Raw genomic sequence first — 14,276 nt, forward strand, 5'->3', positions numbered from 1 at the left:
TTACAGGTGCGATTGCATGCCCCAGCTTCCCGGTTACCCCGCCCACCCGCAGCGTTTCGAGGTCCGCCCCGGCCTGTCGATGAATTACCTCGACGAAGGCCCGCGCGACGGCGAGGTGGTGGTGATGGTCCATGGCAATCCGTCGTGGAGCTATTACTGGCGCACGCTGGTGGCCGGGCTGTCGGATACATACCGCTGCATCGTGCCCGACCACATCGGCATGGGCCTGTCGGACAAGCCCGATGACGCGCATTACGACTACACGCTGCAGTCGCGCGTGGACGACCTGGACGCGCTGCTGGTGCACCTGGGCATCACCGGCCCGGTCACCCTGGCCGTGCATGACTGGGGCGGCATGATCGGCTTCGGCTGGGCGCTGTCGCACCATGCGCAGGTGAAGCGGCTGGTGGTGCTCAACACCGCGGCGTTCCCGATGCCGGCGGCCAAGAAGATGCCGTGGCAGATCGCGCTGGGCCGGCACTGGAAGGTGGGCGAGTGGATCATCCGCACGTTCAACGCGTTTTCCTCCGGCGCCTCGTGGCTGGGCGTGGAGCGCAGGATGCCGGCCGACGTGCGCCGGGCTTACGTGTCGCCGTACAACAGCTACGCCAACCGCATCAGCACCATCCGCTTCATGCAGGACATCCCGCTGACGCCGGCCGACAAGGCCTGGTCGCTGCTGGCGCGCGCCGGTGAGGCGCTGCCGTCGTTCGCCGACCGCCCGGCCTTCATCGGCTGGGGCCTGCGTGACTTCGTGTTCGACCACCACTTCCTGGCCGGCTTCCAGGCCGCGCTGCCGCAGGCCCAGGTGCATGCCTTCGAGGATGCCGGGCATTACGTGCTGGAAGACAAGCACGAGGTGCTGGTGCCGAAGATCCGGGCGTTCCTGGACGCCAACCCGATCTGACCGATGGCGTGACGACCCACGGTCGTCACCTACCGATCAACCGGTTGATGCCGACGTTGGTTCGGGCCGGAACCCGTCACCGGGCACCGACGTTCGGTCGGATCGAAACCCATCACCGGGTATCGACGTTTGACCGAGTCGGAACCCCTCCCCGGTAGAGCCGACCGTTGGTCGGCTGCCCTTCGCTCCGGGCCATCACCCCCGGACGCGCACCCTCACGCCGCGATCGGCGCCTGCGGGGCCGGCGAACTGCCGTTGTCGTCGGGATGATCATCGTCGTTGTCCGCCGCGTCCCGCCAGCGCCAATCGGCCAGGGTCAGGGCCGGCATGCCGTGCGCTACCCGCGCCTTGTCGCACTGCGGGCTGGCCTTGCCGTACTCCCACGAGGCGTCCACCTCGCGGCACACGCTGGGCCGGTTGGGGTGGATGGTGCAGCGGGAATACACGCCGATCTCCGCATCCAGCGCCACGCAGTACACCGGCTTGGACAGGGTGCCGCGCATGCACAGCCGGTGCGGGTCCAGCACCTGGGTCAGTTCATGCGGCACGCCACCGGGGGTGACCTCGTCCGATTCCATCCAGTGGAACGCCACACGGTACTGGGTGCAGCAGGCGCCGCAGGTGAGGCAGGGATGGGACATGGGGTACCGGCCTTGGGCGGCAATCGAGCAGGAGGGAAGGGCGCGAATTTTCCACGCCGTTGGCCGTCGCGCAAGATTTTTCTGCAGCGGCGACAATGAACGGATGAACAGCCCCGTCAACATCGCCGCCCGCCTGCCCGAGCTGGCCCATGAGCGCCCCGACCAGATTGCCATCCGCTGCCCGGGAAAGCCCGGCCCCGGCGGCATGGCGGCCTATGACGTCACCCTGGACTACCGCACCCTCAACGCACGCAGCGACGCGCTGGCCGCCGGCCTGGCCGCGCATGGCATCGGCCGTGGCGTGCGCGCGGTGGTGATGGTGCGGCCGTCCCCGGAATTCTTCCTGCTGATGTTCGCGCTGTTCAAGAACGGCGCGGTGCCGGTGCTGGTCGACCCCGGCATCGACAAGCGCGCGCTCAAGCAGTGCCTGGAAGAGGCCCAGCCGCAGGCCTTCATCGGCATCGGCCTGGCCCACGTGGCGCGGCTGGTGCTGCGCTGGTGCCCGGGGGTGAAGACGATGGTGACGGTGGGCCGGCGCTGGGGCTGGGGCGGCACCACGCTGGCCCGCATCGAGGCCGACGGCGCGCGGGCGCCGCAGCCGATGGCCGCCACCGACGGCGAGGATGTCGCCGCGATCCTGTTCACCAGCGGCTCCACCGGGGTGCCCAAGGGCGTGGTCTACCGCCACCGCCACTTCGTGGGCCAGGTCGACCTGCTGCGTGCGGCCTTCGGCATGGAGGCCGGCGGCGTCGACCTGCCGACCTTCCCGCCGTTTGCCCTGTTCGACCCGGCGCTGGGCCTGACCTCGGTGATCCCGGACATGGACCCCACGCGCCCGGCCAAGGCCGACCCGCGCAAGCTGCACGACGCCATCGCCCGCTTCGGCATCACCCAGCTGTTCGGCTCGCCGGCGCTGATGCGCGTGCTTGCCGACCATGGCCAGCCGCTGCAGGGCGTGCGCCGGGTCACCTCGGCCGGCGCGCCGGTGCCGCCGGACGTGGTGGCGCGGATCCGCCGGCTGCTGCCCGATGACGCGCAGTTCTGGACCCCGTACGGCGCCACCGAGTGCCTGCCGGTGGCGGTCATCGAAGGGCGCGAGCTGGACAGCACGCGCCAGGCCACCGAGGCCGGCGCCGGCACCTGCGTGGGCCGCGTGGTGGCGCCCAACCAGGTGCGCATCATCGCCATCGACGACGCGCCGCTGCCGCAGTGGTCGCAGGTACGCGAACTGGCGGTGGGCGAGGTGGGCGAGATCACCGTGGCCGGCCCGACCGCCACCGACAGCTACTTCAACCGCCCGCAGGCCACCGCCGCGGCCAAGATCCGCGAAGCGCTGGCCGATGGCCGCACGCAGGTGGTGCACCGCATGGGCGATGTGGGCTACTTCGACGCGCAGGGCCGGTTGTGGTTCTGCGGGCGCAAGACCCAGCGGCTGGAAACCGCGCACGGCCCGCTGTACACCGAACAGGTGGAGCCGGTGTTCAATGCGCTGGACGGCATCGCCCGCACCGCGCTGGTCGGCGTGGGACCGGCCGGCCGGCAGCGGCCGGTGCTGTGCGTGGAGCTGCAGCCCGGCGCGGCCGATACGCCGGCGCTGCGCGAGCGCCTGCGCCACGAGGCCGACGCGCATCCGCACACCACCCGCATCGAACAGTTCCTGATGCACCCGGGCTTCCCGGTGGATATCCGCCACAACGCCAAGATCGGCCGCGAGAAGCTGGCTGTCTGGGCCGCAACCCAAGTGGAAACGCACGCATGAAAATCCTGGTGACCGGTGGTGGTGGCTTCCTCGGGCAGGCGCTGTGCCGCGGGCTGGTGCAGCGTGGCCACCAGGTGCTCAGCTTCAACCGGGGCGATTACCCGCCGCTGGCCGCGTTGGGCGTGGGCCAGATCCGCGGCGACCTGGCCGACGCCGATGCCGTGCGGCACGCGGTGGCCGGGGTCGATGCGGTCTTCCACAACGGGGCCAAGGCCGGCGCATGGGGCAGCTATGACAGCTACTTCCAGGCCAACGTGGTGGGCACCGACAACGTGATTGCCGCCTGTCGCGAACACGGCGTGGGCAAGCTGATCTACACCTCCACGCCCAGCGTGACCCACCGCGCCACCCATCCGGTGGAAGGGCTGGGGGCCGACGAGGTGCCTTACGGCGAAGACTTCCAGGCGCCCTACGCGGCCACCAAGACCCTCGCCGAGCAGCGTGTGCTGGCCGCCAACGATGCCACCCTGGCCACGGTGGCGCTGCGCCCGCGGCTGATCTGGGGCCCGGGCGACCAGCAGCTGGTGCCACGCCTTGCCGAACGCGCGCGCGCGGGCCGGCTGCGCTTCGTCGGCGACGGTACCAACCTGGTCGACACGACCTACATCGACAATGCCGCGCTGGCCCACTTCCTGGCCTTCGAACACCTCGCCCCCGGCGCGGCGTGCGCGGGCAAGGCGTACTTCATCTCCAACGGCGAACCGTTGCCGATGCGCGAGCTGCTCAACAAGCTGATGGCCGCCGTGGGCGCCCCGGCGGTGGAGAAGTCGATCAGCTTCAAGACCGCCTACCGCATCGGCGCGGTGGCCGAACGCCTGTGGCCGCTGCTGCGCCTGCGCGGCGAACCGCCGATGACCCGCTTCCTGGCCGAGCAGCTGTGCACGCCGCACTGGTACAGCATGGAGCCGGCGCGCCGCGACTTCGGCTACGTGCCGCAGGTGAGCATTGACGAAGGCCTCACGAGGCTGAAGTCTTCATCGCGCGCAGAGGGCGCCATCACTTCCTGAACACCGCGGTTTGGTGAAGATTGCAGCACGCCAATCCGGCACGCATTACGCGAGGATCGACATGCTGCATTACGCCGTAATCTTTTTCGTCATCGCCATCATCGCGGCGGTGCTCGGCTTCTCCGGCATCGCCGGCGCTGCCAGTAACATTGCCTGGATCCTGTTTGTGGTGTTCCTGATCCTGGCGGTGGTGTCGATGTTCCGCAAGCGAGGGTAGTTCGCCGGGCAGCCCGCGCTACCTCTCTCCAGCGCGGGGTGCCCAGCGGCGCCTGACGGCGGCCTGATCCTCGAAAGGGGGTCAGGCCGTCGTCGTAATGGAGCTCTGCAGCGCACGTTCGCGCGCATGCCGCTCCAGCGCCAGTTCCAGCAGGCGGGTGATCAAGGCGGTGTAGCCCAGCCCGCTGGCCGCCCACAGCTTGGGATACATGCTGATCCGGGTGAAGCCGGGCAGGGTGTTGATCTCGTTGATGACCACCTCGCCATCGCGGCCGAGGAACACATCCACCCGCGCCAGCCCGGCGCAGTCCAGGGCCTGGTAGGCACGCACGGCAATGGCGCGGATGCGCTGCTGGTCGGCGTCGCTGATCGCTGCCGGCACCACCACGTCGGCGCCGTGCTCGCTGATGTACTTGGTGTCGTACGAATAGAATTCGTCGTGCACCACCACCTCGCCGCAGACGCTGGCCTCCGGCGTTTCATTGCCCAGCACCGCGCACTCGATCTCGCGGCCGTCGATGGCCGTTTCCACCAGCGCCTTGTGGTCGTAGGACAGCGCCAGCGCCAGTGCCTCATGGAACTGCTGCGCGGTGTGCACCTTGCTCACGCCCACCGATGAGCCCTGGTTGGCCGGTTTGACGAACAGTGGCGCGCCCAGCTGCGCCACCAGGGCCGCGTAGTCGGCGTTGGCTGCGCTGGCGCGGTTGAAGCAGACGAACGGGGCCACGGCCAGGCCGGCATCGCGCAGCAGGCGCTTGGCCACGTCCTTGTCCATCGCCACCGCCGACCCGAGCACGCCGGCGCCCACGAACGGCAGGTTGGCCATGCGCAGCAGGCCCTGCAGCGAGCCGTCCTCGCCCAGCGTGCCGTGCACGATGGGGAACACCACGTCGATCTGTTCCAGCGCGGTGGCCGGGTCGGTGGGCACCAGCTGCTGGCGGGCCACGCCCGGATGCACGGCCACCGCATTGCCCGACGGGTTCAGCGCGATCCGCGCCGGGTCCTCGGCGTGCAGCAGGAAGGCCTGCGGGTCGCTCACATGCCACCGGCCCTGCTTGTCGATGCCGATCAGGGTGACGTCGAACCGTTCCTTGTCCAGCGCATCGACGATGTTCTTCGCCGACTGCAACGACACTTCATGCTCGGCCGAACGGCCACCGAAAATGATGCCTACCCGCGTCTTGCCCATGCCTGCTGCTGCTCCTGCGTGTGTATGTGGACCCCTAGCATGAACCGGTCCGCCGGCCGTGGCGCACCCGGCCTTCATCCACGCGTCAGGCTGGGCACCGTGGCGACGGTTCCCGCCTGCCATGGGCCGGTTAGAATGCACCGATGGCCCGTTCCCTCCTCAGTTCCCTCAAGCCGCTGGCCGGCAATGCGCTGCAGCTGGCGCTCAACCGCGCGCTGGCGCTGGACCCGGACACCCGAGGCGCACTGGCCGCGCTGGATGGCCGCCACATCGCGCTCACCCTGGAGTCGCCCGCGCTGGCGATGCGGATCGGGGTGGACGGGGAGCGGCTGACGGTGGGCCCGGTGGACCCGCAGCAGGAACCGGACCTGGCGGTGCGCAGCACGCTGGGTGGGGTGCTGGCGCAACTGCCGTTCCTGGCCAATGCACGCCGTGGCGGCACCGCCCCGGCCGGGCGGGTCAAGGTTTCCGGCGATGCCGAGCTGGCGCGTCGCCTGCAGCAGCTGGCGAGCCGTTTCGATCCCGACTGGCAGCAGCCGTTCGTGCGTGTGTTCGGGGAGGTGCTGGGGGTGCAGGTGGCCAACAGCCTGCGTTCGGCCCTGCAGCACGCGCGCCGCGGCGCGTCCGACCTGGCGCACAGCGCCGCTGAATTTGTCACCGAGGAGTCCCGCGACGTGGTACCGCGAGCAGAACTGGAAGCCTTCCACGACGACGTGGATGTGATCCGCGACGATGTGGAACGCATTACCGTGCGCGTGCAGCGCCTGCGCCAGGTGCGCGCATGAAGGCGATGTTCCGCGCCACCCGCATTGGCCGCGTGATCCTGCGTTACCGCCTGGACGACCTGCTGGAAGGCACCGTGGCCGAGCGCTGGCTGCGCGTGGCCAAGCCGTTCGTGCCGCGCGCCTCGGCCGACATCGCCGCCCAGTCGCGCGGCGCGCGCCTGCGCCTGGCGCTGCAGGACCTCGGCCCGATCTTCGTCAAGTTCGGGCAGATCCTGTCCACCCGCCGCGACCTGATCCCGGCCGACATCGCCAACGAACTCACCCTGCTGCAGGACCGGGTGAAGCCGTTTGACGGTGCCACCGCGCAGCGCATCGTCGAGCAGGCGCTGGGCCGCCCGGTCAGTGAAGCGTTCGCCAGCTTCGACCTGCAGCCGCTGGCCTCGGCCTCGATCGCGCAGGTGCATGCGGCCACCCTCGCCGATGGCCGCCAGGTGGTGGTCAAGGTGCTGCGCCCCGACATTGAAAAGCAGATCGGCGCCGATATCGCGCTGCTCAACTCCGCTGCCGCGCTGGTCGAGCGCACCCACCCGCGCGCCGACAAGATTCGCCCGCGCGAAGTGGTGGCCGAAGTGGAGAACACCCTGGCCGCCGAACTGGACCTGCAGCGCGAAGGCGCCAATGCCAGCGTGCTGCGCCGCAACTGGGTCGACTCGGACGACCTGTACGTACCGGAAGTGATCTGGAGCCACACCGCCGAGCGCGCGCTCACCCTGGAACGGGTGTGGGGCATTCCGTCGGACGACATCGCCGCGCTGGACAAGGCCGGCATCGACCGCAAGGCACTGGCCGCCAAGGGCGTGCGGGTGTTCTACACCCAGGTGTTCCGCGACAACTTCTTCCATGCCGATGCGCACGCCGGCAACATCTGGGTCGACATCGATCCGGCCCGGCGTGACAACCCGCGCTTCATCGCGCTGGACTTCGGCATCATGGGCCAGCTGTCCGAGCAGGATCAGTACTACCTCGCCGAAAACTTCATGGCCATCTTCAACAAGGACTACCGGCGCATGGCCGAGCTCCACGTTGAAGCCGGCTGGATGCCCAACAACGTGCGCATCGACGAGCTGGAAGCGGCGGCGCGCTCGGTATGCGAACCGTATTTCACCCGCCCGCTGTCGCAGATCTCGCTGGCCGAAGTACTGATCAAGCTGTTCCGCGTGGCGCAGCGCTATGAGCTGACCCTGCAGCCGCAGCTGATCCTGCTGCAGAAGACCCTGCTCAACATCGAAGGCGTGGGCCGCCAGCTCGACCCGGAGCTGGACATCTGGGCGGTGGCACGGCCGGTGCTGGAACGCATCCTGCGCGAACGTTACAGCCCGCGCCGGGTGCTGAAGGAGCTGCGCAAGCGGCTGCCGGAAATCATGACCCACACCCCCGACATGCCGCGCCTGGTGCACGCCTGGTTGAAGCAGCAGGTGGAAGGCGGGCACGAGCTGTCGATGCGCTCGCAGGACCTGGTGGCGCTCAACACCAACCTGCAGAAGCTGCAGAAGCGCGCGGTGGCGGCGATCGCCGGTGTCGGCCTGTTGATCGTGGCGGCGGTGCTGTACGGCATGCAGCCGGGCGGCTGGTACTTCGGCGATGCGCCGGTATGGAGCTGGGTGAGCGGCGCGGCCGGCCTGTTCTCGCTGGCCAGTGCGTGGTGGCGGCGCTGACCTGGGGCTGCAGGTAGTCACGGCTGCCCTCGACGCCTGCGTGCGCGATGATCCGCAACGGTGGACGGATCGCGGCACGCAGCGCCGCCTGAATCATCACCGATGGCGCTGCCCGCGCGCGGCGGGGATAATCGGTCGGTGAACGACACCGATACCGACAGCGCACTCCCCGCCACCGCCGACGCGGCCCCGCTGCAGCTGCTGCACGTGGACGATCGCCTGGCCGTGGTCAACAAGCCCGCCGGGCTGATGGTCCACGACAGCAAACTGGCCCGTGGCGAAGACGACTTCCTCGCCGACCGCCTGCGCGAGCAGCTCGGCAAGCCGATCTTCCTCGTGCATCGCCTGGACCGTGCCACCAGTGGCTGCCTGCTGCTGGCCTTCGACCGCGAAAGCGCCAGCGTGCTGGGCAAGGCGCTGATGGGCGGTGACGTGACCAAGGACTATCTGGCCATCTGCCGCGGTTGGCCGGCCGAAGAGGCGTTCACCGTCGACCACGACCTCGACGGTGGTCCGGGCAAGCCGGTCAAGAAACAGGCCATCACCCATTTCCAGCGCGTGGCCGTGGGCGAGATCGCCGTACCCGTCGGCGAGTTCGACACCTCGCGCTATGCGCTGCTGCGCTGCCAGCCGCAGACCGGCCGCTTCCGCCAGATCCGCCGCCACCTCAAGCACCTGTCGCATCACCTGATCGGCGACACCAGCCACGGCGACGGACGGCACAACCGCAGCTTCCGCATGCAGGGCATCCACCGCATGCTGCTGCACGCCGAGCGCCTGCGCTTCCCGCACCCCGATGGCACCGCGATGGATGTCAGCGCCCCGGTGGACGGTGAGTTCCGCAAGGCGATGGATCTGTTGGGGTGGGATGGGGTTTGAGCGGGGCCTGACCGCGCTGAAATGTGCCCGGAACCCAACCGGCTGAAATGTGCCCGGAATCCAACCGGCTGAAATGTGCCCGGAATCCAACCGGCTGAAATGTGCCCGGAATCCAACCGGGTAGAGCCGACCGTTGGTCGGCTGCTCTACGCGCGGCGCCAGGGTTATCAGTGCAGCCGACCAGCGGTCGGCTCTACGCCGCGGTGGCCTGCGTGTATCCGACTGCCCGGGATCCAACCGGGTAGAGCCGACCGTTGGTCGGCTGCTCTACGCGCGGTACCCGGGTTATCCGTGCAGCCGACCAACGGTCGGCTCTACCTCCGAGGTGGTGTCCGTGCAGCCGACCGACGGTCGGTTCTACCGGGACGGGGTGCGTTACCGGGCGGGCGGCGTCGTCGGCGCCGGCGCCTCGTTCATGATCGCCTCGAGGTCCTTCTGCAGGTCCACGAACAGCGGCTGCATCTTTTCCTGGATGGCCACCATCACGTTCTGCATCAGCGCTGGGGTCTTGTCGAGCAGGCTCTGGCCGGCCGAGCTCTCGTAGAACTCGGCCATCGCCAGTACGTCTTCCTTGCTGAAGCTCTTCTTGTACAGGTCCACGTACATCGGCCGCAGCTGCTGCCACGACAGCGCCTGGCGGATGGTCTGGGTGGTGCGTGCCTCCATCCGCTTCATCTGTTCCTGCTGCTGCGCGTCCAGCTGGCGCTGCTGGGCCACCTGCTGGAACTGCTGGCGCTGCATCGCCTCGATCTGCGGCAGCATGCTGTCCAGCATGGTCTGCGCACGCGAGGCGGCCAGCAGCCGGTTGATGTCGGCGTCGGACGGCGGCGCGGCCACTGCCGGCGCGATCGCGGCCAGGCCGAGCGCCAGGACAAGGCCGACACGGGTCAGCGCACGGCGGGGAGTGGTGGCAATGGCCAGGGAGCGGATCAAAAGCATGTGCGGGGCATCCTGCGTGGCATGGAACCCCGAGGATACCTGCGAAGGCGTCAGCAGGCCGTAGTTTGCGGACGTTATCGGCGTCATCGGGGATGTTTGCCCCACCCCTGGACCCGGTCCTGCCTTTACAATGCCGCCCATGGCTTCTGCACCCGTCATCATCAGCGCGCACCTGTCGATTCCCGATGCGGAACTCGTCGAGCGGTTCGTGCGCGCCAGCGGCGCCGGCGGCCAGAACGTCAACAAGGTCTCCACCGCCGTGGAACTGCGTTTCGACGTGGCCGGCTCGCCGTCGCTGCCCGAACCGCTGCGCTCGCGCCTGCTGGCACGGCGCGATCGGCGCATGACCGGCGAAGGCGTGCTGGTCATCGACGCCCAGCGCTTCCGCACCCAGGACCGCAACCGCGACGATGCCCGCGAGCGCCTGGCCGCCTTCATCCAGGAAAGCCTCAGCGTGCCCAAGCCGCGCGTGGCCACCAAGCCCTCGTATGGCGCCAAGCTGCGCCGCCTGGACGAGAAAAAAGGCCGCGCGCAGATCAAGCGCGGACGCACCACACGCAATTGGGAGTGATTGCTTGAACAACCGAAGTCCGCTGTTGCCGGCCGTTCCGCCCAACATGCCGCAGGTCAAACCGAACCGCTTCCTTCGCTGGCTGGCCCGCTGCACGTTGCGCCTGGGCGGCTGGAAGGTGGTGGGCACCTTCCCCGACGTGCCCAAACTGGTCTTCATCATTGCCCCGCACTCGTCCAACTGGGACGGGTTCTGGGGCATGGCGGCCAAGATCGCGCTGGGCATGCAGGTGAAGGTGCTGGGCAAGGCCTCGCTGTTCTGGTGGCCGCTGTCGCCGCTGCTGCGCGCGCTGGGCGTGATCCCGCTGGACCGCAGCTCGCCGCAGGGCACCGTCGAGCAGGCGGTCAGCCTGATCCGGGGATCCGAACGCATGTGGTATGCCATCACCCCCGAAGGCACCCGCAAGGCGGTGACCCACTGGAAGGCCGGGTTCCTGAAGATCGCGCGGATGGCCGACGTGCCGGTGCTGGCGGCGTACTTCCACTACCCGGAGAAGGTCATCGGGATCGGCCCGCTGTTCCACTCCAGCGGCGACGACGCGGCCGACATGGCCGCCATCCGCGCCTATTACCAGCCGTGGCAGGGCAAGAACCGCGGCACCGTCTGAGTCCCGCCGGCCCCCGCCGTGGCTGGCGCCGGGGGCTGCACAGCCATACGCCACGTCCGGCACATGCCGGTCCCGGGCAATCGGAGTAGGGTGATCGGCTGCGGTTTTTCCGCAGTCGCATCCCATTCCAAGGAGCCCGTTTCATGTCGCGTACCGTAGTTTTGGCCGCTGCCATCAGCCTGGCGCTGGCGGCCTGTTCCGGCAAGGAGTCCACCCCCGTGTCCGACACCCAGACCCCCGCCGCGCAGCAGCCGGCCGATGCCTCCACCAATCCCCTGTTGAGCGCCAGCACGCTGCCGTTCCAGGCGCCGCCGTTCGACAAGATCAAGGACAGTGACTACCTGCCGGCCTTCAACGAAGGCATGAAGCAGCACCTGGCCGAGGTCCGCAAGATCGCCGACAACCCCGAGCCGGCCACCTTCGACAACACCATCGAAGCGCTGGAGCGCAGCGGCGAGACCCTGACCCGCGTGTCGCGCATCTTCTTCGGCCTGGTCCAGGCCGATACCAACGACGCGCGCCAGAAGATCCAGGAAGAAGTCGCCCCGAAGCTGGCCGACCACCAGGACGAGATCAACCTCGACCCGAAGCTGTTCGCCCGCATCAAGAGCATCTACGACCAGCGCCAGTCGCTGGGCCTGGACCCGGTGCAGCTGCGCCTGGTCGAGCGTGACTACCAGGAGTTCGTGCGCGCCGGCGCGCAGCTCAACGACGCCGACAAGGCCTCGCTGCGCAAGCTCAACGTGGAAGAAACCACGCTGGCCACCCAGTTCCACACCCGCCTGGTGGCCGCCACCGCCGCCGGTGCCGTGGTCGTCGACGACAAGGCCAAGCTGGCCGGCCTGGACGAGGACGCGATCAACACCGCCGCGGCCGATGCCAAGGACCGCAAGCTGGACGGCAAGTACCTGCTGCCGCTGCAGAACACCACCCAGCAGCCGGTGCTCGGTTCGCTGAGCGACCGTGAGCAGCGCGCCGCCGTACTCAAGGCGTCGGAAACGCGCGCCGAAAAGGGCGATGCCAACGACACCCGCCAGACCGTACAGCGCCTGGCCCAGCTGCGTGCGCAGAAGGCCAAGCTGCTGGGCTTCGACAACTACGCCGCCTACAGCCTGGCCGACCAGATGGCCAAGACCCCGGCGGCCGCGCTGAAGCTGCTCACCGACACCGTGCCGGCGGCCACCGCCAAGGCGCGCGGCGAGATCGGCGAGATGCAGAAGGTGATCGACGCCCAGAAGGGTGGTTTCAAGCTGGCCGCGTCCGACTGGGATTTCTACGCCGAACAGGTGCGCAAGGCGCAGTACGATCTGGACGAGTCGCAGATCAAGCCGTACTTCGAGATGGACAACGTGCTGCAGAACGGCGTCTTCTACGCCGCCACCCAGCTGTACGGCATCACCTTCAAGCCGCGCACCGACATCCCGACCTACCACGCGGACATGAAGGTCTACGAAGTGTTCGACAAGGACGGCACCTCGCTGGCCCTGTTCTACACCGACTACTTCAAGCGTGACAGCAAGTCCGGTGGCGCCTGGATGGACGTGTTCGTCGAACAGGACGGCCTGACCGGTGCCAAGCCGGTGGTCTACAACGTGTGCAACTTCACCAAGCCCGCCGCCGGCCAGCCCGCGCTGCTCAGCTTCGATGACGTGACCACGATGTTCCATGAGTTCGGCCACGCCCTGCATGGGATGTTCTCGAAGGTGAAGTACCCGTCCATCGCCGGCACCAGCACCTCGCGCGATTTCGTCGAGTTCCCCTCGCAGTTCAACGAACACTGGGCGCTGGACCCGAAGGTGTTCGCCAACTACGCCAAGAACTACAAGACCGGCGAGCCGATGCCGCAGGCACTGGTCGACAAGATCCTCAAGGCGCGCACCTTCAACCAGGGCTATGCGACCACCGAGTACCTGTCGGCCGCGCTGCTTGACCTGGCCTGGCACACCCAGCCGGCCGACGCGCCGCTGCAGGACGTGGCCAGCTTCGAAGCGGGCGCGCTGAAGAAGTTCAAGGTCGACCTGCCGCAGGTGCCGCCGCGCTACCGCACCACCTACTTCGACCACATCTGGGGCGGTGGCTATTCGGCCGGGTACTACGCCTACTTCTGGGCCGAAGTGCTCGACCATGACGCCTTCGAGTGGTTCAAGGAAAACGGCGGCCTGACCGCGCAGAACGGCCAGGTGTTCCGCGACAAGATCCTCTCGCGCGGCAACAGCGTGGAGCTGTCGGACCTGTACCGCGATTTCCGCGGCAAGGACCCGTCGGTGGAACCGCTGCTGGTCAACCGCGGCCTGAAGTAACCGCGGCCGGGTACAACAAAAACGGCAGGGGAAACCCTGCCGTTTTTTTTTGCTTGTCGCGCGCGTGAGGGCCCCGTAGCGGCCGGTAGGCCCCTGGCGCAAATGTCCCCCGGCCGCGGAGCGGCCTCCTCCTTTATTTTGCCCAGGCGCCTACCGGCCGCTACGGGACTCGGCTTGCGGTAAGCAGGCAGAAGCCAAGCCTTTCTGGCGTTGGTCGGTGGGTCGGGCGCTGGGGCCCCGTGCCCTTGGAGGCGAAATAAAGGGGGAGGGGGCGGCCGCAGGCCGACGCCGGAGGACATTCGCCGGAAAGGGCATGGGGCCCCAGCGCCCGACCCACCGACCGACCCCCGCGCGTGGCGGCCGTGCCCCTCACGTCCCCACGTGCACCCCGTCCACGATCTCGCTGCACCCCAGGTGGTCCAGCGCGATCTCCAGCGCATGCATGTAGCTCTGCGCGCAGTACCCGTGCGCCACCCCGATGCGCTGGCCGATGTCCGGCGGCAGGCACGCTTCGGGGCTACGGGTGTCATCGTCGTGCACTTCCACATAGGCATTGCGCAGGTACGGCAGCAGCTGTTGAAGACGCAGGCTGCCCACGCACGCACCCGGGTCCAGCAGGGTCACCTCGCCACGGCTGTGGTCGGCCACGCGCAGTGCATCCAGCAGTTCCTGTTCGGACCCGCATGCGCGGATGGCCACCGTGGTGCCCGCATCGATCGCACGGTGCACCAGCGATTTCAGGACCGGTGCCGGCAACGGCTGCGCGGTGCGGATCAGCGCGCCGGCCGCCTCCGGACCACGGATGATGAAGATCGACATGG

General features: G+C 68.5%; 14 protein-coding genes. 10 read left to right on the plus strand and 4 right to left on the minus strand.

Features of this window, described 5'->3' with window-relative positions; all coding sequences use genetic code 11:
• The first annotated feature begins 16 nt into the window (after window positions 1-16).
• Window positions 17-907: an alpha/beta fold hydrolase gene (locus tag ACZ0AE_RS00695; protein WP_463600147.1), complete on the plus strand. Its 891-nt coding sequence runs from the start codon at window positions 17-19 to the stop codon at window positions 905-907.
• Between the two features lie 215 nt (window positions 908-1,122).
• Here the strand turns inward: ACZ0AE_RS00695 and ACZ0AE_RS00700 are convergent, their stop codons facing one another.
• On the minus strand, window positions 1,123-1,548 hold the full coding sequence (locus ACZ0AE_RS00700; protein WP_038691207.1) for a YkgJ family cysteine cluster protein: 426 nt from the start codon (window positions 1,546-1,548) through the stop codon (window positions 1,123-1,125).
• Between the two features lie 103 nt (window positions 1,549-1,651).
• On the opposite strand from ACZ0AE_RS00700, the gene oleC reads away from it, so the two are divergent.
• The 3 genes from oleC (at window position 1,652) to ACZ0AE_RS00715 (ending at window position 4,531) form a co-directional block, all read left to right on the plus strand.
• Window positions 1,652-3,307, plus strand: coding sequence for an olefin beta-lactone synthetase (gene oleC, locus ACZ0AE_RS00705; protein WP_463600148.1), 1,656 nt, complete (start codon window positions 1,652-1,654; stop codon window positions 3,305-3,307).
• Window positions 3,304-4,314, plus strand: coding sequence for a 2-alkyl-3-oxoalkanoate reductase (gene oleD / locus ACZ0AE_RS00710; protein WP_038691203.1), 1,011 nt, complete (start codon window positions 3,304-3,306; stop codon window positions 4,312-4,314). The genes oleC and oleD overlap by 4 nt, the downstream gene beginning before the upstream one ends.
• A 61-nt stretch (window positions 4,315-4,375) precedes the next feature.
• Entirely contained in the window at window positions 4,376-4,531 is a 156-nt protein-coding gene (locus ACZ0AE_RS00715; protein ID WP_038691201.1) for a DUF1328 domain-containing protein, read from the plus strand.
• Window positions 4,532-4,612: 81 nt separating this feature from the next.
• On the opposite strand, the gene ddlA is transcribed toward ACZ0AE_RS00715, so the two are convergent.
• Entirely contained in the window at window positions 4,613-5,719 is a 1,107-nt protein-coding gene (ddlA, locus tag ACZ0AE_RS00720) for a D-alanine--D-alanine ligase (protein ID WP_463600149.1), read from the minus strand.
• A 143-nt stretch (window positions 5,720-5,862) separates the two neighbouring features.
• On the opposite strand from ddlA, the gene ACZ0AE_RS00725 reads away from it, so the two are divergent.
• The 3 genes from ACZ0AE_RS00725 (at window position 5,863) to ACZ0AE_RS00735 (ending at window position 9,038) form a co-directional block, all read left to right on the plus strand.
• On the plus strand, window positions 5,863-6,504 hold the full coding sequence (locus tag ACZ0AE_RS00725; protein ID WP_463600150.1) for a ubiquinone biosynthesis accessory factor UbiJ: 642 nt from the start codon (window positions 5,863-5,865) through the stop codon (window positions 6,502-6,504).
• A complete protein-coding gene (gene ubiB / locus ACZ0AE_RS00730; protein ID WP_038691196.1) occupies window positions 6,501-8,159 on the plus strand; it encodes a ubiquinone biosynthesis regulatory protein kinase UbiB in 1,659 nt (552 codons plus the stop codon). The genes ACZ0AE_RS00725 and ubiB overlap by 4 nt, the downstream gene beginning before the upstream one ends.
• 138 nt (window positions 8,160-8,297) lie before the next feature.
• Window positions 8,298-9,038 (plus strand): pseudouridine synthase, encoded by a 741-nt coding sequence (locus ACZ0AE_RS00735; protein WP_463600151.1) that lies wholly within the window; start codon window positions 8,298-8,300, stop codon window positions 9,036-9,038.
• A 375-nt stretch (window positions 9,039-9,413) separates the two neighbouring features.
• On the opposite strand, the gene ACZ0AE_RS00740 is transcribed toward ACZ0AE_RS00735, so the two are convergent.
• Window positions 9,414-9,977, minus strand: coding sequence for a DUF2059 domain-containing protein (locus ACZ0AE_RS00740; protein WP_463600152.1), 564 nt, complete (start codon window positions 9,975-9,977; stop codon window positions 9,414-9,416).
• A 139-nt stretch (window positions 9,978-10,116) separates the two neighbouring features.
• Between ACZ0AE_RS00740 and arfB the strand changes: the two genes are divergently transcribed.
• The 3 genes from arfB (at window position 10,117) to dcp (ending at window position 13,455) form a co-directional block, all read left to right on the plus strand.
• Entirely contained in the window at window positions 10,117-10,548 is a 432-nt protein-coding gene (gene arfB, locus ACZ0AE_RS00745) for an alternative ribosome rescue aminoacyl-tRNA hydrolase ArfB (RefSeq protein WP_038691194.1), read from the plus strand.
• A 4-nt stretch (window positions 10,549-10,552) separates the two neighbouring features.
• Entirely contained in the window at window positions 10,553-11,155 is a 603-nt protein-coding gene (locus ACZ0AE_RS00750; protein ID WP_038691192.1) for a lysophospholipid acyltransferase family protein, read from the plus strand.
• A 143-nt stretch (window positions 11,156-11,298) separates the two neighbouring features.
• Window positions 11,299-13,455, plus strand: coding sequence for a peptidyl-dipeptidase Dcp (dcp, locus tag ACZ0AE_RS00755; RefSeq protein WP_038691190.1), 2,157 nt, complete (start codon window positions 11,299-11,301; stop codon window positions 13,453-13,455).
• Between the two features lie 369 nt (window positions 13,456-13,824).
• Here dcp and ACZ0AE_RS00760 read toward each other — a convergent pair whose 3' ends face one another.
• Entirely contained in the window at window positions 13,825-14,274 is a 450-nt protein-coding gene (locus tag ACZ0AE_RS00760; RefSeq protein ID WP_038691188.1) for a 3-dehydroquinate dehydratase, read from the minus strand.
• Between the last annotated feature and the right edge of the window lie 2 nt (window positions 14,275-14,276).

It is taken from the genome of Stenotrophomonas sp. AC248 (assembly GCF_979258185.1).